Below are 19,362 nucleotides of genomic sequence, written 5' to 3'. Positions count from 1 at the left end.
TCCGGCACTCAGGGGGGGCGCCATGGATCAGAAAAATTCGGATCGCCTTAAGATGGTTCTTTTGACTGTCGCCTCGGTTGGCCTGACCGGCGGACTGGCACTGTATTTTGGCGGCATGCCCGATCTGGCCTCGATAATTTGGTTTGCTGGGGTTGTGCCTGTATTAGCGGCGCTAATTTTTGAGATCTTACGCAGTCTGTTACGTGGCGATGTGGGGCTCGATATTGTCGCCGCCCTATCGATGGCTGCGGCGCTGACCTTTGGCGAAGCACTCGCTGCGGCCGTGGTTGCGGTCATGTATTCCGGCGGCACATACTTGGAAAGTTTCGCAGAGGGCCGCGCGCGGGCCGAGATGCGCAACCTGTTGGCCCGCGTGCCGCGCATGGCCACCCGCCACCGCAATGGCGGGCTGGAAGAGGTGCCGCTGGACAAGATCGTGCCAAATGATCGGCTACTCATCCGACAGGGTGATGTCGTGCCGGTCGATGGTCACATCGCGTCAGCCGCCGCATTCGTGGACACTTCGGCGCTGACTGGTGAATCCCTGCCCGTGCGGGTGGAACGCGGCGGGAACGCGATGAGCGGGTCTACAAATGCTGGCGATGCCTTTGACCTGATAGCCACGCATGAAGCAAAAGACAGCACCTATGCCGGGATCGTCAGGCTCATCGAAGAAGCGCAGTGGTCCAAGGCCCCATGGCGCGGCTTGCTGATCGCTGGTCGTTAGGATTTCTAGCGGTCACTATCGCCATCGCTTTTGCGGCGTGGTGGTTCACCGGTGATCCGATTCGTGCAGTTGCCGTGCTGGTTGTGGCCACACCGTGCCCGCTGATCCTTGCCGTGCCTGTCGCCTTGGTGGCGGGCCTGTCGCGCGCGGCGCATTTCGGTATTCTGGTGAAAGGCGCAAAGCCGCTGGAGGCGATGGCCCGTATCCATACGCTGATACTCGACAAGACAGGGACACTGACTGACGGGCGGCCGCAGATCGTGTCGATCGACAGCGTAGGCGGGATGGCACCCGATGACATCCTGCGCTTTGCAGCAGCGCTGGATCAGGCCTCCAAGCATCCTGTAGCCCAGGCAATTGTCACCGCTGCCAAAGAGCGGGGGTTGATCCTGCCGGTCCCAGTCGATGTCGCGGAAATTCCGGGCGAAGGGGTGATCGGATATATCGACGCGGGGCAGGTCATTGTCGGCAGTGACAGGTTTGTGACAGGGCAGGTGGGCCACGCGTCAGCGGCGCATCCGGAACTGGCTGCGGGCGCGCTGATGGTTGCGGTGGCCGTTGAAGGCCGTCTGGCCGGGTATCTTGTCATGGCCGACCCTTTGCGCCCGGGGGCAGGTGACATGCTGGCACGGCTGCGCGCCCAGGGGATCAGCCGAATTCTGCTGGCGACGGGTGACAGGGTCGCGGTGGCCGAACGCATAACGCAGGGCCTTGGGCTTGATGGACTCCATGCCGGGCTGACACCGGACGGCAAGGTCGATCTGGTTCTGGCAGTGCGTAAGTCTGGCCCTGTCAGGATGGTGGGGGACGGGGTAAACGATGCCCCCGCGCTGGCTGTTGCCGATGTCGGCGTCGCGATGGGCGCGCGTGGCGCTGCAGCAAGTGCCGAAGCGGCCGATGTCGTGCTGCTGGTCGACCGCGTTGACCGTATCACCTCCGGGATCGAGATTGCCCGCCGCGCCCGCCGCATCGCGCTGCAAAGCGTTGTCGTAGGGATTGGCCTGTCAGTCCTTGGGATGATCGCGGCAGCTTTGGGCTATCTAACGCCTGTTCAAGGCGCGCTGTTACAGGAACTGATCGACGTTGCCGTCATCCTGAATGCCTTGCGCGCGCTGCGTATTGCGCCTGCAGGGATCGATACGCCGAAAACACCATTTGAAGCAGCAACCGTCTCATGACGCGACTGCCCGCCAGTTTGGCTCCCCACATGTGCAAAGGCGTCTAAGCGTAGGTTCCCTACATTACGTTTTACTGTTGTCTGGCCACGCTGAGGCTTGGCTTACATGATCTAGCAGGAAATCAAACTTTAGCAATAACGGCCAGTTCGACGGATCTCCCCTGCGGCATGCTGCCTAGGCTCTGGACCCATCGATTTTACGCTCTTTTGGGTGATTTAGGCCACCGCGAGGAGGCCTGATCAATGAGCAACCTGTTCTGGCTGACGGAAGCGCAGATGGCGCGCCTTCGCCCCTGTTTTCCCAAGCGCCATGGCCGTCCGCGCGGTGACGATCTGCGGATGCTGGGCGGCATCATCTTCTTGAATCGCAATGGTTTGCGATGGTCAGGGCATGATCGCCACTGGTTTGAGAGACTGTCCGAAAGCGGACCAAGGACCGTCCAGGACGCTTTATAAGCGCTGGAGGTGGGTGGCAAATGCCATTGGTACCAGTGCTGCCCCGAACACGGGGTCTTCGCCCGGATCATGGTAGATCTGGCCACCGAGGAGGCCGATCCGACTACGATCATGATCGACGCGACCTTCTCTGAAGGCGCACCGCACGGCCTGCAGCCTGCGGGCAAAGACGGAGGGCGCAGTCGCCAGATCGGTCGAGCGAAAGGCGGCATGAACATCCAGCTGCACGCCATCACCGACGCGAAAGGTAGACCTATCCGGTTCTTCATATCGGCAGGCATTGCCGAAGGTGGTCTGGCTTGCGCCTGGCGCAGTCTATTGCGTCATGGTGATCGAGGCAGTTCACACAAACTGCCTGCCGCATTGGCATGCTGTCACGAAAAAGTGATTACGGACTAATTCAGGCTTCGCGACGCTCAACAACCTTGGAATGTATCGGAATTAGCGCTGTCGTCCTCTGCGTGCCTTTCGGGACGTCCGCACGATTTATCTAAACATTTCGGTACGTTTCGCACGCCTGCTAGAACGAAGGCGTCGATCGCGCACGCCGTCAATCTGTGCCGGGTCGGTGCGCAAGGGCGGCATTTTCTTGGAAAATACCGCGCGCCCAAAAAGGGTACCGTACCGTTCTGTTCTTACTTCGACATGCGACTGCGCGTACATAAGATGGTAATTAGGGTTAACAGGGCTCCTGTTGTGGTCCTGCACCCGGCACTTGCGCCTTTTTTCGCGAGCCGCCCCAAACGGAGAAAGGCCAGACCATGCGACACGGCATCCGACGCCATCCCCCGTATACGCACTTCCTGATTCTTTCATAATTCTTTCCGGGCATCTGCTGGCTGCCGGGCGACAGCGACGCGATTTGATCGGCCCCCAGAGATGCTCTGTGGGGACAGACCCTTGCTGCCCTTTCAAAGGAGACGCACATGCCCGTCCTGACTCAACTTGCAGGCACAACCATCACCGGCACGATCGAAAGCCCAGTGGTGACACTTCCGCCCACGTCCGTGCTGAACAGCTTTGGCGCTGGACAGCCCTTTGACAGCTATCGTGTTCAGGATGACGCGACCGGCGCGAATACGGTGGCCGCCGGCGAATTCCTGACCCCGGTCTTTGAGGATACGCCGGTGCCGGGCGAGGATACGCCGCTTCCGGGGACGTATCTGGGGTCTGGCGTTTTGTCGACAGCAGGCCTGGGTATTGGCAACCCGACGGGAGGATTCTTGAGTCCCAACCTCGGATTGAACGCCCAGATCAATCCGGTCGACGTCGACTATTTCCGCGACGGCGATGGCAATGTCTATTTCATCACCGACGAACCCCTTACCGCGGATCGGCTTTTGGTGACGGTGACGGTCAAGTTGCCGGGTCTCGCGGGGGAAACGGTGACGGTCCCCCTGTCGGACTTGAGCGATACGATCGCGGGCCTGGACCCTACCGGAGTGCTTGGTGTCATCGTTCCAGATATCACCAGCCTGACGCAGAGCCTGTTGGATACGGCGTTGATCTCGACGACTATCAATGCCGATGGCACATTGGTTCTGCCCGACGAAGAGATCGAGATTGTGTGTTTTGCCCGCGGCACGATGATCGACACGCCCGATGGGCCGGTCGCGGTTCAGGATTTGCGCGCGGGTGATCTGGTTGTCACGCGTGACAATGGTCCGCAGCCGGTGCGCTGGATGGGGTCGCAACGCCTGTCAGCCGATATGCTGGCCCGCAATCCGCGTCTGACACCTGTTCGTATCGCGGCAGGGGCGCTTGGCGTCAATTCGCCATCCCATGATCTGATCGTGTCGCCGCAGCACCGCGTTCTGGTGCAGTCGCGGATCGCACAGCGCATGTTCGGCACCACAGAGGTGTTGGTCGCGGCCAAGCAGTTGTTGTCGCTGGACGGGTTCGACCTGGCCACCGATCTGGCCGAGGTCGAGTATTTCCACATCATGTTCGATCAGCATGAGGTCATCCGATCGAACGGTGCGGATACGGAATCGCTGTATACCGGAGAGCAGGCCCTGCGCATGGTTGGCGCCGCCGCACGCGAGGAATTGCTGACCCTGTTCCCGGATCTTGCAGACATGGATCAGGCGAGCGTTCCCGCCCGGGATCTTCCGCAAAACCGGATGGTGCGGAAGATGGCCGATCGTCATCAGCGCAATTCGCGTATGCTGGTTGGCTGACCTGACGCCCTGACGCGCGCATGACGAGACAGGCCGCCCATTCCGGGCGGCCTGTTCCATTTACGCCTTTCGTGCCTTGCGCGCGCGTTGCCATGGCGCACCATGTTCCAGCCACAAGGCAGAGGCCAACCACAGCGCTACACAGGCCCACAGATCGACCGCCAGGCGACGCCATGTGGGTTGGTCGGCGGGGGTCATCTGAAAAGCGTCTCCGAGGACAGACAGCAGGACGCAGACGACAAAGGTGAACAGCCCCCCTTTGCCGATTTGTTGCAGGGCGACGCCGGGGCGGGTGGCCGCCAGCCATTCCATCGGCCGTGCCAAGGGAACAGCAACCAGCCATGCTGCCGCGACGATCGCCAGATACCGGGTGCCGTCCAGGCTCCATTTGTCGATGGAGCCATAGACCTGCATCAGCGCCCGACGAAACTCCAGCGCGGGTTCTCCTATGCGCGCGCCGATGACAATGGCGCTGCCAAAGGCGAACATGCCGATCGCCAACACCGTCAGCAGGTGCCGCCACGGCCACAGCGCGGCCATGATCGGCTGGCGAAAAAGACCAAGCGCGGTGCCGGTATAGAACAGCATCTGCCATCCGAACGGGTTGAACAGAAAGCCCCCTCCGGTCCTGTGGTTCGGAATCATGGCGTTCAGTTCCGGTGCGTGCCACCACAACACGACCGACCCGATGGCCGCCGCCACAGGCCAACGCAGCATCAGCGGGACGACGACCAGCGACAGCGTGATCAGGATGACGTAAACGGCCAGCACATCGATGATGTTGGGCTGTACCCAGAATGTCGCAACCGTGCCGATGAACCCAAGCGGGTTCTGCAGGATCCAGACGGCATACTGGTTCCAGATCGCCGTGTGTGGCCGGTCCAGCGCCAGCAGCGCCGCTGACAGCAGCGCCATCAGCACCGCACCGATCAACATGGCACGCCAGACTTCAAAGGCGCGGCGTGCGAAACGGCGCTGTGCCATGCGGCGTCCCTCGCGGGCCTCGACGGTCCGCCAGACCAGTCCGACCAGAAAGCCCGACAGCAGGACGAACATTTCTGACGCGTCGAAGATCGAGAAATTGGGAAGCGTCGTGCCCCGCAGAACCGAGATCGGCATATGGTTGATCATGATGCTGACCAGCGCGTAGCCGCGCAGCATATCCAGCGCAATCAGTCGATTCATGCGGGCAACCGGCTCCACCGGGTCAGCAGGGCATGGTCCAGCAGCATGGCATCGGTTTCGGCCGGGTCCATATCGTCAAGCGCAGCGACCTGATCGGTCGCGTGGTCGATCTTGGCGCCAGCGGTGATTCGCGCCAGACGCACCGCGCGGGGCAGGTCGTCGGGCAGGGGGGCCAGCATTCCGACATGGCGCCGCATCAGGTCACTGTCGCCGCCAAGCCGCAAAAGCCCGGCGCGTCCGGTCAGGGGATGGGGCAGGGCGCGGGTGATGGCTGCGGCTTCGGTAAGGATGGCGGGGGGATTGCGCTCTTCGGGGGTGACCAACAGACCGCGCATCCGTGCCCATCTGCCAAAGACAGGGCTGGCCGACAGGCGCGAGGTCAACGGTGAGAGGATCAGACCCGCCAGGATCGGTGACAGCCAGATCAGCTGGGCGGGCGAAAAGCTTGCCAGCACGATCAGGGTGCCCAGGCCCAGGGCGACATGCGCCCAGTGATGGCGCAGCACCACGCCCCAGGACGGCATGGACCCCGCGCGGGTCTGCGCATTCCAGCCGCTGTCCCGGCCCGACAGGATTTCAAAGATCTGACGGGTCTGGACCAGCATCTGGACCGGTGCGATCAGGGCCGACAGGATCGTCTCGAACAGCGCGCTGGCCACGATGCGCACGCGACCGCCAGAGTTATGCGCCAACGGGCGCGCCCATGCCCGGAAGGTTCCGATGAACTTTGGCAGCAGCAGCAGGCCCATGGCGATTGCGAACAGCCACAACATCCGGCGGCTGTCAAAGACAGGCCATTCGGGAAACAGCTGATAGGCATTGGGGAAATATTCGGGCGTGGACAGCAGCACCGTGGCCGACAGGACCAGGCCCACCAGAATCAGTGCCAGCCACAACGGGCTCATCAGGAAACCCATGATGCCGATGATCATGTGCGCCCTGCTGACCCCGCGAAGTCCGGCGATCCCCAGCAGTCGCGAATGTTGAAGATTGCCCTGTGCCCACCGCCGTTCGCGCGCGGCCATGTCCAGCAGGGTGGGCGGGCACCCCTCATAGCTGCCGCGCAGGTCGTGATCCAGGCGCACTGACCATCCGGCGCGGCACAGCGCGGCGGCTTCGACAAAGTCGTGGCTGAGGATGGTGCCGCCGAACGGAGGCTTGCCGTCCAGGCGGGGCAGGCCGCAGGCCTCGGCGAAGGCTGTGACGCGAATGATCGCGTTGTGACCCCAATAGTTTCCGGTATTGCCTGACCATGCCGCCACGCCGCGGGCGATCATGGGGCCATAGACGCGGCCCGCGAACTGAGTCAGGCGGGCAAAGATCGTCTCTCCGCCGACCAGCATCGGCATGGTCTGGATCAGGCCCGCATGCGGATCGGCGGCCATGCGTGCCGACAGGGCGCGGATCGTTTCGCCCGACATAACGCTGTCGGCGTCCAGAACAACCATCTGGTCGTAGCGTCCGCCCCAGTTGCGCACGAATTCGGCAAGATTGCCCGACTTCCTGTCATCGTTGTTCACGCGGCGGCGGTACCACATCGGCAGTGGCGACAGGGCACGGGCGCGGTCGATCACCAGCGTTTCACTGACAGCGATCGCGGCGTCGCGGGTGTCGGACAGCACAAAGATCTCGGTTCTGTCGGCCATGCCTTCGGCTGCCAGTTCGCGGGCAAGCGCCACGAGCAGGCCGGTGCTGGCGGCAACGTCTTCGTGATAAATCGGCATGACGACGACGACGCGGGCATCGTTGGGACCGTCAGGTGTGGTCAGGCGCGGCGCAAGAAATCCGGCCAATGTTCCACAGAACGAAAACCCGACCCAGGCAAATGTCGGCACGAATAGCACCAACAGTGCGATCTGCATCGGCGTGGGGTCCGCGCCAAAGGCCGCCAGCATCTGCGAAAAGCCCAGCACGGCCAAGGCTGCGGTTCCGCCGAACGCGATCAGCCTTGCCAGCCAGACCCGCAGGCTGTTCATGCGCCGTCCCGGTCCACCCTGCGAACGCTGCGCGAAATCCTGGACGGGCATCGTCAACGGTGCACGCGGCGGCACGACACGCGCCACGGCCGGCGCGTCGGAACGACCGGGCGTCGTCATGTCCTGATCCATCGTCATGCCGTCCAGCGCGTCAGCCAGGTCTCGCTCAGGGCGAGGCCTTGGGGGTCGGTCAGGTGGGCGCTGAGTTCAGACAGCTGCGTGCGGCCCGGCTCGAACTCGAAGGCCAGCCGCAGGACACCCTGATCGGGCAGCGGCTTTATATAGGCATGCACGATCCGGCCTTCGGACGCGTTGACCTGATAGTTGGGCAGCGTCTCGCGGAACATGCCCAGATCGAAATCGATGATATAGCTGCGTGTGGTTTCCACGTTCACCGACCGTCCCGACCGCACCTGGCGGACCTTGGCCAGAGGCAGGTTGCTGGGCGGCAGCCCCGCAAAGCTGAGGCGATACCGGAATTCGGTCCGCTCTCCGCCAGGGATCGTGTCCGCAGGCAGCCAATAGCTGACGATGTTGTCGTTGAACTCGTTCTCGACCGGGATTTCGATCAGGCGTACCTCGCCGTCACCCCAATCCCCCTCGGGTTCGATCCAGGCCGAGGGGCGCAGATGATACATCGCCTCGGCGTCCTGATAGGTATCGAAATCGCGGGGCCGCTGGACCAGGCCAAAGCCGCGCGGATCGGTGTCGACAAAGCTGCTGATCTGCAGGTTGCGCGGCGACATCAGGCCTCGCCACAGCGACTGACCCGCGCCGGTCTGCATCTGCAGCCCGTCGCTGTCGTGGCAGGCGGGGCGATAGTCGTCGACGGTGCGCCGCGACGCCGGGCTGAACCAGAACATCGAGGTCAGCGGCGCTAGCCCCGTCTCGCGCAGGTCAACGCGCGGGAACAGGGCCACGCGGGTGCGTACCATCGTCACCGCGCCGGGCGTCACGTCGAACTGGAACGCCGCCGCGACCGATTTGCTGTCCAGAATGGCATAGATGCGGACGCTTTCGGCGCCGGGCTTTGGCTCGACAATCCAGAAATCGGTGAACAGCGGGAATTCCTCGCCGTCCGGACTGCCCGTCTTGATGGCCAGACCGCGGGCGGACAGGCCGTACAAAGTGCCACGTGCCACGGCGCGGAAATAGCTGGCACCCTGAAAGACGATGAATTCATCCATGACGCCGGGACGGTTCAGCGGCGTGCGCATGCGGAACCCCGACCAGCCCATGTCGCCGATGGTGTTCAGGTCGGGACCGTCGGGAAAATAACGCTCGTCGAATTCCAGCAACGCGGGATCGAACGGGATCGGCCGGGTGATGCCGTCGCGGACCAGGTTGATCTGAACCGGCTCGTAGAAGATCGACCCGGGTGAGAGCAGGTCGACCCGGAAGGTCTGGTTGCCCGCAAGCGGGTCCAGATCGCGGCGGAACCGGATGCCGCGATACTGGTCATAGTCCAGATCGGCAAAGCTGCCGACCAGATCGGCCACAGGCTGCACGTACAGACGCGCGGAGCGTTCCTGTGCCAAGGTCGCGACCTGTTCGAAATCAAATGGCTGCGGTGCGGTGGGCCCGAAGGCCGCAGGGTCCACGCCTTCGGCCGGTGCAGGGGACTGTGCCTGTGCCGGCACCGCCATCAGCGATCCACCGGCAGCCAAGGCGGTGGCAGCATTGAGAAATTGACGACGCTTCATATCCGGGGATGTCTCGACAGGGATGATGGAATATAGACAGCATGCCGCAGTGCAGCAAGCACGCTGGACGGTTTGCCCGCTTATCGGCCGATATGGGCCCGTCGGGCAAGCAGGAATCGGCCCAATCGGTTTATTGCCGTGCCAGCCATTCCGTCACCGGGCCGCGCACGCTGTTCATGCCTTCTGCCTCGGCATCGGCGATGACGCGGGCAAGTTCCGCGATGCTGACGCGCCTGATCAGGTGTTTGACCGGCCCGATCGAGGCCGGCCGCATTGACAGACGGTGGATGCCCAGAGCGGCAAAGACCAGCGCCTCGACAGGACGCCCTGCATCCTCTCCGCAAAAGGACAGCGGCACGCGCGCATCAGCGCATCGCGCGATGATCTGGCGCAGAATCGCCAGGAACGATACATTCAGTGTGTCATAGCGGCGGCGGACCCGTTCGTTTTCCCGGTCGGCGGCGAAAAAGAACTGTTTGAGGTCGTTGCCGCCGATCGAGATAAAATCGCACATCTCGAAGAACCGCTTCGGCGCAAACGCCAGCGATGGTGTCTCCAGCATGGCGCCGACGCGGATATCGCTGGGCATGGCGTGGCCAAGCCGCTGTTCGCGCGCCATTTCCTGCATCAGGATGCGGTGCGCGGCCTCGTATTCGGTGATATCCGCGATAAAGGGGAACATGACGTACAGTGGCCGGCCCACGCTAGCGCGGATCAGTGCCTGCAGCTGCATGCGCAGGACGCCGCGTTTGTCCAGGCCCACACGGATCGCGCGCCAGCCCATCGCCGGGTTGGGTTCGTCCTGTGGCTTCATGTAGGGCAGGACTTTGTCCGACCCGATGTCCAGCGTGCGAAACATCACCGGCTTGCCTTGGGCATTGTCCATGACGCGGGCATACAGCCCGGCCAGTTCCGCGCGCCGCGGCACGTGGCTGCGCACCAGGAACTGCAGTTCGGTGCGGAACAGGCCCACGCCCTCGGCACCCGACCCCTCCAGCGACGGCAGGTCGGCCATCAGGCCGGCGTTCATGTACATCTGGATCGTCGTGCCGCAGGTGCCCGTGGCGGGCTGGTCGCGCAGGTCGGCATAGCGGTCCTGCGCCTCGGCCTGCATGGCGATCTTGTCCAGGAAGGCCTTGTGGACGGTCTCTTCGGGGCGCAGGTGGACGACGCCCTGGTCGCCATCGACCAAAACCGGATCCCCGTTCAGCGCCTCGGTGGTGATGCGGGCGGCGTGGATGACCAGCGGAATGGCCAGCGCGCGGGCCACGATGGCCGCATGGCTGCCGACGGACCCCTCCTCCAGCACCACGCCCTTGAGGCGGCGGCCATATTCCAGCAACTCGGCCGGGCCGATGTTGCGCGCGACCAGGATCGGGTTTTCGGGCATTTCCGCGCCGGTGTCGTTGCCCTGGCCGGTCAGGATGCGCAGCAGGCGGTTGGACAGGTCATCCAGGTCGTGCAGCCGGTCGCGCAGATACGGGTCGGCGGCCATCTCCAGCCGGGCGCGGGCGCCGGACTGTTCCTTTTCGACCGCCGCCTCGGCCGACAGGCCAAGGCGGATGTCCTCTTCCATGCGCTTCAGCCAGCTGCGCGAATGGGCGAACATCCGATAGGTTTCCAGCACCGCAGCATGGTCGCCGTCGCCGCCCATGTCCACCGCGCCCAGCATCTTGTCCACGGTCTGGCGCAGGGTGTCCACGCCCTCGTGCAGGCGGGCCAGTTCCTTGTCGGGATCGTCGCCCACCGGGTTGGCGATGACCACCCGCGGTTCGTGCAGCCAGACACGGCCCTCGGCCACGCCCTCCTGCCCGGTGGCACCGCGAACCAGCAGTGGAAAGCGGTGCGCCAGAGGCAGGCTGTCGGACTGGCTGCCCTGAAACGCGCCCAGTTCGGTCATCTCGGCCAGCACCATGGCCACGACTTCAAGGCCATAGACCTCGTCCTCACTGAACTGGCGGGCGGTGGCGCATTGCACGACTAGCACCCCCAGCCGTTCTCCGACCCGTTGGATCGGCATGCCCAGAAAGGCGGGGAAAACCTCCTCGCCGGTTTCGGGCATGAACCGGAAACCAGGTTGGGCAGGGGCGTTGGCGGTGTTCACATGGCGGCCGGTGCGGGCTACGCGACCAACCAGGCCCTCGCCAAGGCGCAGCCGGGTCTGGTGGACGGCCTCGGGGCGCAACCCCTCGGTCGCGCACAGTTCCAGCGTATCGGCATCGCGGAACAGATAGATCGAGCAGACCTCGGTTCCCATCGAATCGGCGATGTGATGCGTGATCTGGTCAAGCCGATCCTGCCCACCGCCGGCGGCGGCCAGAATTTCCTTGAGCCGCCTCAGCAGCTTGCGAGAGTCGCTGTCGGTGCGATCCTGCATCGCTTGGCCTGCCTTCCGCCGTTGTGCGTGTTCCCGACCGGGGAACCAACCAGAGGGCGTTACGCCTTTTCCAGCTCAAAGGCATCATGCAGTGCCTGCACGGCCAGTTCCATGTATTTCCGATCGATCAACACCGAAATCTTGATCTCGGAGGTCGCGATCACCTTGATGTTGACGTTCTCGTCGGCCAGCGCCTTGAACATGCGTGCGGCGACGCCCGCATGGCTGCGCATGCCGATGCCGACGACGGACACCTTGGCAACCTCGGTGTCGACGACCAGTTCGTCATAGGCGATGTGGCCGGCCTGCCGGGCCTCTTCCATCGCACGCTTGGCGCGTTCGACCTGGTTGATCGGCACGGAAAAGGTCATGTCGGTCACCGAACCCGGGTGATCGTCATAGTCCTTTTCCGAGATGTTCTGAACGATCATGTCGACGTTCACGCCCGCATCGGCCAGCGGCGCAAAGATCGCGGCCGAGATGCCGGGACGGTCCTCGACCGTGACCAGGGTGATCTTGGCCTCGTCGCGCGACGAGGCGACACCGTTGACGACTTTCGATTCCATGATTTCATCCTCATCGCAGATCAGCGTGCCGGAATTTTCGTCGGTATCCTCGAACGAGGATAGCACCCTCAGGCGCACCTTGTATCGCATTGCCAGTTCGACCGAACGCGTCTGCAGCACCTTGGCACCAAGGGACGCCAGCTCCAGCATCTCCTCAAAGGCAATGCGGGGCAGCTTTCGCGCGCGCGACGTGATGCGCGGATCGGTCGTATAGACCCCGTCGACGTCGGTGTAGATATCGCAGCGTTCGGCATCAAAGGCGGCGGCGAACGCCACCGCGGTCGTGTCCGACCCGCCCCGGCCAAGCGTGGTGATGCGGCCTTCGGGCGACACGCCCTGGAACCCCGCGACCACCGCGACCTTGAACCCTTCGGCGAACTTCTGATCCAGGTTCTTGCGCGGAATCTCCACGAAACGCGCGGCCGAATAGGCGGCGGTCGTGTTGATCGGCACCTGCCAGCCCTGCCAGCTGCGCGCGGGCACGCCCATCTCCTGCAGGGTCAGGGACATCAGGCCCGCGGTCACGTTCTCTCCGGAACTGACCACCGCGTCGTATTCGCGGGCGTCGAACAGCGGAGAGGTCTGTTCGACCCAGCCCACCAGTTCGTTCGTCTTTCCGGACATGGCGCTGACGATGACGATCACGTCATAGCCGCGTTCGACCTCGCGCTGCACCTTTCGGGCAGCGTTTTTGATCCGGTCCGGGTCGGCCACCGAAGTGCCGCCGAATTTCATTACCAGAAGCGGCATCAAGGGCCTCCAGCCAAAGGATGTGCGTCGGCGGGGCTTTTAGGGGCGGGGCGCGCGGACCGCAAGGGGCGGCGCTAGTTCGTCTTGGGCCGCGGGACAAAGGGCAGGGGGGCCACGGGTACGCCGTCCTCGATCAGCTTGCGCGCGTCCTCGGGGCGGGCCTCGCCGTGGATGGCGCGCGAGGGCCTGGCTCCCTCGTGCATGGCGCGCGCCTCCTCCGCAAAGGACAGGCCGACATAATCGGAGCTGGTCTCGATCTTGCGGCGCAGCGCCTGCAGGGCGGCCTCGGCCGGATTGCGGGGCGCGGTCAGCGCCTTGTCGGTCACCGCAGGTGTCATCAGCGCCCGGTCCACTGTCGTCGCGCCGCAGATCGCGCAGTTGACCTGACCCGCATCGCGCATCGCCTCGAACCCGTCGGATGACCGGAACCAGCCGTCGAAATCATGCCCCTGGTCGCAGCGCAAGGCATAGCGGATCATCGCACCATCTCCTGTCAGATGAATCCTATATCGGGTCAGGCGGGGGCGCGCGCAAGATCGTCCAACCGCGCGATCAGCGCCGCCGGATCGCCCGCCCGCGCCACCAGCACGGCACGCGCCGCCCGGCCCATCGCGCGGGCCTCCTCCGGCATGTCCGCAAGCCGCGCCAGGGTGGTGGCCAGATCGCCGGTTGGGCGGGTCGCACCGGACCCCTCCAGCGCGTCGAATGCCTCGACGAAATTGCCCACATGGGGGCCGTGAATCAACGCGCAGCCATGGGCCGCGGGCTCCCACGGGGTGTGGCCGCCGTGATCCTGCAGGCTGCCACCGATGATGCAGATCCCGGCGCGGGCGTACCAACGCGTCATCTCTCCCAACGTGTCGGCCAGCAGGACAGCACCCCCCGGCGCATCCTCCGCCCCGACGCTGCGCCGCGCAAGGGACAGACCGCGCGCCGCGATCAGCGCCGCGATGGCGTCGCCCCGGTCGGGATGGCGCGGGGCCAGGATCAGCCGCAGGTCCGGTCGCGTCTCTCGCAGCGCCGCAAAGGCGTCCAGCACGGGCACGTCTTCGCCCTCATGGGTGGACGCCGCCAGGATCACCCGGTCGCGTGCCGCGCTGTCGGGCGGCGCGGGCTGGGCCGCAGGCGCCAGCAGCTTCAGGTCCAGCCGGGGCAGCAGCGCGCGGGGCGGCAGGCCCAGGTTCAGCAGGCGCGCCTCGCTGCCCTGATCCTGCGCCGACAGGGCCGTCACGCGCCCCAGCATCGGCCCGACGATGCGCGGAAAGCGGCCCCAGGTCCCCGCGGACCGTTCCGACATGCGCGCCCCGATCATCGCCTGGTGGATGCCGCGTTCGGCCAGCAGGCGCGATCGCAGCGGCCAGAACTCTCCCTCGACGGTGATTGCCAGGCGGGGACGTGCGGCGTCCAGGAACCGCGCCAGCGCACCGGGCAGGTCCAGCGGTGCGAGCCGCGCGGGCAGGCCCCAGTCCCGCGCCAGCGCACGGCCCGTCTCGCTGTTGGTCGTGACCGTCAGGGTGTGACGCGCGGCCAGCGCCTCGATCACCACGCGGGCCGATGTCAGCTCTCCGACGGATGCGGCATGCAGCCATATCGTGGCAGGGTCCGGCCCGCCGGTGCTGACCAGCCGCTCGCGCAGCGGCTGCGACCGGCCCAACCGCGCACGCAGACACAGCGCGGCCTCGGCGATGCGGGTCGTGGCGTCATAGATCATGCGGAACGGTCCTCTCGGACAGGAGAAGGTGGAGGCGGGTACCGGAATCGAACCGGTCTTCACGGATTTGCAATCCGGTGCGTAACCTCTCCGCCAACCCGCCGCCGTCGAGAGTGGCCGTTCCCTAGCGGATTGCCGCGACCCTTGCAAGACGCGAAGCGCCGGGCCGATGTCGTGCGTTGCCCAAGCGGGGGAAACATGGCAATAGTCGCCCGAACAAGGTCCAGCAGAGGTTCCCCGACATGAGCGATTTCGCCGCGCGCCGCACGACGATGGTGGACACGCAGGTGCGCCCCAGTGATGTCACCAAGTTTCCGGTGATCGACGCGATGCTGACGATCCCGCGTGAGGAGTTCGTCCCTGCCAGCCGCCGGTCCGTCGCCTATTCGGGCGAGAATCTGGACATCGGGCATGGGCGTGTCCTGCTGGAGCCGCGGACGCTGGCCAAGATGGTCGACGCATTGGACATCCAGCCCGACGAGCTGGTTCTGGATCTGGCCTGCGGTTACGGCTATTCCGCCGCCGTCATGGCCCGCATGGCCGAGGCCGTGGTGGCGATCGAGGATGACGCCGAGATGGCCCGCGAGGCCGAACAGCGCCTGTCGCAGGCGGGCATCGACAATGTCGCCGTCCTGAATGCGTCCCTGACCGAGGGCGCCCCCAAGCAGGGCCCCTATGACGTGATCATGATCGAAGGTGCGGTTCAGGACATTCCCGTCGCCATCGTCGATCAACTGCGCGAGGGGGGGCGCATCGCCGCCTTGTTCGTCGAAGGTGCTTTGGGTGTTGCCCGCATCGGAACGCGCAGGAACGGACAGATCAGCTGGCGCTATTCGTTCAACGCCAAGGCACCGATGCTGCCCGGTTTCGGCCTGCAACGCGGGTTCGTCTTGTGACCGCGCTGGCGCGGTTCGCGGCGGGCGCGCTGCTGGCCCTGGCCGCGGCATTGCCCGCCCGCGCCGAATCGCTGGCCGACACCATGGTCGCGGCCTATCGCCATTCAGCGCTGATCGAACAGAACCGCGCCGTGCTGCGCGCCGCCGACGAGGATGTCGCGGCATCGGTCGCGGAACTGCGCCCTGTCGTCGAGTGGGTCGCCCGCCATTCCGCCTCGCGGGCAGAGGGGGGCACGACCGTACGCTCGACCTCGCTGACGATCGGGGCGGAGTTGACGTTGTACGATTTCGGACGCTCGCAGCTGGCCATCGACGGTGCCAAGGAACTGGTCCTGTCCACGCGCCAGGCCCTTGTGGGCGTTGAACAGGACATCCTGCTGGCTGCGACGGTTGCCTATTTCGACGTGCGCGAGGCCATCCAGCAGGTCGGCCTGCAGGAAAACTCGGTCGAGGTGCTGTCCAGCGAACGCCAGGCCGCCCAGGATCGTTTCGACGTGGGCGAGATCACCGTGACCGACGTGGCGCTGGCCGATGCGCAGCTGGCCCAGACCCGTGCCGCATTGGCCACCGCCAACGGTCAGCTGGAGATCGCGCGCGAGGCCTATCTGGCGGTGACCGGCCGCCAGCCGGACCGCCTGGACGCGCCGCCGCCGCTGCCCAATCTGCCCGCCACACTGGACGAGGCGCGCCAGATCGCGCAGCGCACTCACCCGGCCATAGGCCAGTCGCAGCGCCAGGCCGCCGCGGCCGAAATCGGCGTGGCCGCCGCTGCTGCCGAACGCAACCCGACCCTGTCGGGAACGGCCAATGTCGGTGTCACCCGCAGCCCGGAATCCAGTTTCGGCAATCGTTATGGCAGCCGCAATTCCTCGTCCGTCGGGCTTGAGCTCAGCCAGACGCTGTATTCCGGCGGTCGCCTGTCGGCCGCACATCGCAGCGCCATGGCGGAACGCGACCAGGCGCGATCGGCGCTGCTGAACACCGCGCGCCAGATCAGCCAGCAGGTCGGAGAGACCTGGGCCAACATCGCCGTGGCCCGCGCGCAGATCACCGCGATCACCCAGCAGATATCGGCCGCGCAGCAGGCCTATGACGGCGTGCGCGAGGAGGCCCTGTTGGGCGCGCGGACGACGCTGGACGTGCTGGACGCCGAACAATCGCTGCTGGAGGCACGCGCCGATCGGATTTCTGCGGAATCGAATCTGCAGTTAGCTCATTATCAACTTCTGGCTGCTATGGGTTTGTTGACGGTAGAAAACCTGCAACTGGGGATACCCACCTATGACCCATCGCAATATTACAACGCAGTGCGGGACGCCCCCGCAACCAGCAAGCAGGGCGAAAGCCTGGATCGCGTGCTGCGCGCCATCGGCCGGGACTGATCCGGCACTGGCGGTGCGCCATGACTAAGGCGCGTCGCGTGACACCACCCACCGTGGATCCGACAGCCGTGGCTGTCGAGGTCGCTGCGCCGCGCCGCAGAGCCGCAAAGGCCGACACGGCGCCCAAGGCACCCCGCCGGCGTACCCCAAAAGCAGATGCAGCAGCCTCCGTGGCAAAGCCTGCCCGGGCAAGAACGTCCCGAGCCAAGGCAGCATCGCCCGATGTGGCAGCCAAGCCCGCACGCGCCAAGGCGCGCAAGGTCACACCGGCACCGACTGCGCAAGTCGTCACCCTGCCGATACCGACCCGGGATCAGCCGATCGGACAGGCAGCACAGGAAATAGCCCGCATTCGGGCCGAAATGCAGCACATTCGTCACATGATCGACGGACAGCCCGTCATTCACAGCGATGCGCGCACGATGCTTCAGGGTCTGTGCCAGAGCCCCACACCTCGGGGAATGCTGGCGGGCAGCACGGCCGCGGTCATTCAACTGGCGCCGCATCTGCGCAAACCGACGCCCGACGTGACTGAGGCGGGCGTGCCGACAGGTCGCCCCCGGCGTGCCAGCCCCAAGGCGCGCGGCAGGGCCGCAACCGCATTGGCCGTGCCCGTCGCCATCGAGGATCCGATCGTTGCCGACGCCACACCGCAGGAGGCCCTGTCTCCGGTCGTGGTCCCTGCGGTGCCAACTCCTCCGGCGCCGCGGTCCCGTATTGCCCGGTTGTTCTCGGCTTGGGGTGACTGGCTGATGTGGCGCCTGATGCCCCCGGCACCGCCCGTTCGGGCATCGGACCAGGCGCCCGTTGTCGCCGCTGCCCCTGTCCTGGGCCTGGTGGGCGACAACACCGTCGCGTTGTCGCAGAACCGACCAGCAGGTGGGAACGGCCCGGACCGACCGCGCAGTGAGGATCCTGCCTCTGCGCCGGAATTGCCGATCGCACAGATCGTCGCACAGACCGTCGCGCACATGATGGACGACAAGGCCATGCGCGCCCATCTGCAGGAAATGATCCGCGAGGAACTCGAGGGCGAAATGGGTGCTCGATTCTCGGGGAACCTGCGCGCCGTGGTGCGGCGCGAGATCGCCTCGTCACTGGATGAGCGGCTGACGCATCTCTGATCCCCCGCGGGGGATCAGTTCAGATATCGCTCGGGGTCGACGCTTTCGAACCCGCGGCGGATCTCGAAGTGGACAAAGCCCGCATCGCCCGCTTGGCCCAATGACTGCCCCGCGCTGACGCTGTCGCCCTTGGCGACGGCGACATCGCCCAGGTTGGTGTACACGCTCATCAGGTCACCCTCGTGGCGGACCACGATGATCGGTGTTCCGGCGCTGTCGCGGGTGATCGCGGCCACCTGACCGCTGCCGGCCGCTATGACCGCAGCACCGCCGGTGGCCGCGATGTCGATGCCATCATTCTGGCCTTTTTCGTAAACGCGGATGATCGACCCGTCGACCGGCATCCGGAACTGCCCGCCCCCCGACGCCGCGGTCCGGGTGGAGCCCAGATCGGTCTGGGGTGTGTCGGGCGCCGGTGCACCGGCAGCGGGTGTCTCCTCGTCGGGCAGGGCGCGTGTGGCCGAGGGCGGTGTCGGGGTCGGGCTTCCCGCCCCGGGGGCGGTGGTGGCCAGCCTGTCGGGCGCCTGGCCAGGCTGCGGCACCAGCAGACGCTGGCCGGTCCGCAGGCTCATGTCTGCGGGCAGTCCGTTCCAACTGGCAAGATCCTGCACGCTGACGTCGTAGCGGCGGGCGATCGCCCAGGCGGTCTCTCCGGCAGTGACGACATGTTCACGGGGGTTCCCGTCCGACGCGGGCGCGGGTGCCGGATCGGCGCGCGCTACGCCCGGGCTGGCCGGGGCGCTGTCGGCAAAGGGATCGGTCACGATGGCCGTGCCACCCCCGGCGGGGGCCGCGGCGGCCACCTGTGTCGGCAGAACCAGCACTGCCCCCGCCTGCATCGGCGCGTCAGCGGGCAGGGCGTTGTGAGTGGCCAGGGCCGCCGCATCCAGCCCCAGCCGGGCGGCGATCGTCGCGGGCGTGTCGCCTGTCTGCGCGACAGCGACCTGCCCATTGGAAAAGCTGATGACGCCGCGGGCATCGGGTGTCGGGCGGGGTGCTGCCGACGCAGCGGCGGCCGCGGTGTCCATGCCCCCGATCAGCCCCCGCAGATCGGGGTCAAAGCTGCCGTCCGACCCGCAGGCCGTTAATGCCAGCAGAGACAGCATCGCGCAGCCTGCCTGTATATCACGTGTGTTCATGGTCCTGTCCTCG

12 protein-coding genes, 1 tRNA gene and 2 pseudogenes are annotated in these 19,362 nt (G+C 65.4%); 6 read left to right on the top strand and 9 right to left on the bottom strand.

All coding sequences use genetic code 11. The features are described from left to right. Positions 1–22 precede the first annotated feature (22 nt). From ACJJVR_RS08700 to ACJJVR_RS08690, 3 genes and pseudogenes are all read left to right on the top strand, one after another. Positions 23–1,905: pseudogene (locus tag ACJJVR_RS08700) on the top strand (heavy metal translocating P-type ATPase). A 242-nt stretch (positions 1,906–2,147) separates the two neighbouring features. Beyond that, positions 2,148–2,639, top strand: a pseudogene (locus ACJJVR_RS08695) (hypothetical protein); the annotation flags it as partial. A gap of 647 nt (positions 2,640–3,286) precedes the next feature. Continuing rightward, positions 3,287–4,540 carry a Hint domain-containing protein gene (locus ACJJVR_RS08690; RefSeq protein WP_405403839.1) on the top strand — a complete coding sequence of 418 codons (1,254 nt, stop codon included), beginning with the start codon at positions 3,287–3,289 and terminating at the stop codon, positions 4,538–4,540. A gap of 60 nt (positions 4,541–4,600) precedes the next feature. Here the strand turns inward: ACJJVR_RS08690 and opgC are convergent, their stop codons facing one another. The 8 genes from opgC to ACJJVR_RS08650 all read right to left on the bottom strand — a co-directional run bounded on the left by opgC (position 4,601) and on the right by ACJJVR_RS08650 (position 14,911). Next, positions 4,601–5,725 (bottom strand): OpgC domain-containing protein, encoded by a 1,125-nt coding sequence (gene opgC, locus ACJJVR_RS08685; RefSeq protein ID WP_405403838.1) that lies wholly within the window; start codon positions 5,723–5,725, stop codon positions 4,601–4,603. Further along, positions 5,722–7,839, bottom strand: a complete 2,118-nt coding sequence (mdoH, locus tag ACJJVR_RS08680; RefSeq protein WP_405403835.1) for a glucans biosynthesis glucosyltransferase MdoH — start codon at positions 7,837–7,839, stop codon at positions 5,722–5,724. Before mdoH ends, opgC begins: the two co-directional genes overlap by 4 nt. Next, positions 7,836–9,368 carry a glucan biosynthesis protein gene (locus ACJJVR_RS08675; RefSeq protein WP_405403833.1) on the bottom strand — a complete coding sequence of 511 codons (1,533 nt, stop codon included), beginning with the start codon at positions 9,366–9,368 and terminating at the stop codon, positions 7,836–7,838. Before ACJJVR_RS08675 ends, mdoH begins: the two co-directional genes overlap by 4 nt. Before the next feature lie 166 nt (positions 9,369–9,534). Then, entirely contained in the window at positions 9,535–11,781 is a 2,247-nt protein-coding gene (ptsP, locus tag ACJJVR_RS08670) for a phosphoenolpyruvate--protein phosphotransferase (RefSeq protein WP_405403832.1), read from the bottom strand. Positions 11,782–11,840: 59 nt separating this feature from the next. After that, positions 11,841–13,097, bottom strand: coding sequence for an aspartate kinase (locus tag ACJJVR_RS08665; RefSeq protein WP_405403831.1), 1,257 nt, complete (start codon positions 13,095–13,097; stop codon positions 11,841–11,843). 74 nt (positions 13,098–13,171) lie between these two features. Continuing rightward, on the bottom strand, positions 13,172–13,576 hold the full coding sequence (locus ACJJVR_RS08660; RefSeq protein WP_405403829.1) for a DUF1178 family protein: 405 nt from the start codon (positions 13,574–13,576) through the stop codon (positions 13,172–13,174). A gap of 35 nt (positions 13,577–13,611) precedes the next feature. Continuing rightward, positions 13,612–14,808, bottom strand: a complete 1,197-nt coding sequence (locus tag ACJJVR_RS08655; RefSeq protein ID WP_405403827.1) for a 3-deoxy-D-manno-octulosonic acid transferase — start codon at positions 14,806–14,808, stop codon at positions 13,612–13,614. Positions 14,809–14,837: 29 nt separating this feature from the next. After that, positions 14,838–14,911, bottom strand: a tRNA-Cys gene (locus ACJJVR_RS08650). Positions 14,912–15,050: 139 nt separating this feature from the next. On the opposite strand from ACJJVR_RS08650, the gene ACJJVR_RS08645 reads away from it, so the two are divergent. The 3 genes from ACJJVR_RS08645 to ACJJVR_RS08635 all read left to right on the top strand — a co-directional run bounded on the left by ACJJVR_RS08645 (position 15,051) and on the right by ACJJVR_RS08635 (position 18,210). Continuing rightward, a complete protein-coding gene (locus tag ACJJVR_RS08645; protein ID WP_405403825.1) occupies positions 15,051–15,704 on the top strand; it encodes a protein-L-isoaspartate O-methyltransferase family protein in 654 nt (217 codons plus the stop codon). Continuing rightward, on the top strand, positions 15,701–17,086 hold the full coding sequence (locus ACJJVR_RS08640) for a TolC family outer membrane protein (protein ID WP_405403823.1): 1,386 nt from the start codon (positions 15,701–15,703) through the stop codon (positions 17,084–17,086). Before ACJJVR_RS08645 ends, ACJJVR_RS08640 begins: the two co-directional genes overlap by 4 nt. A gap of 380 nt (positions 17,087–17,466) precedes the next feature. Continuing rightward, positions 17,467–18,210 (top strand): hypothetical protein, encoded by a 744-nt coding sequence (locus ACJJVR_RS08635; protein ID WP_405403822.1) that lies wholly within the window; start codon positions 17,467–17,469, stop codon positions 18,208–18,210. A gap of 14 nt (positions 18,211–18,224) precedes the next feature. Here the strand turns inward: ACJJVR_RS08635 and ACJJVR_RS08630 are convergent, their stop codons facing one another. Beyond that, a complete protein-coding gene (locus ACJJVR_RS08630) occupies positions 18,225–19,349 on the bottom strand; it encodes a LysM peptidoglycan-binding domain-containing protein (RefSeq protein ID WP_405403820.1) in 1,125 nt (374 codons plus the stop codon). Positions 19,350–19,362: the final 13 nt, after the last annotated feature.

This window comes from Paracoccus sp. Ld10 (assembly GCF_045064235.1).
Taxonomy (GTDB): domain Bacteria; phylum Pseudomonadota; class Alphaproteobacteria; order Rhodobacterales; family Rhodobacteraceae; genus Paracoccus.
Note: the sequence above shows the minus strand (reverse complement) of the source record. Positions and strands in the feature narration are given on the sequence as shown.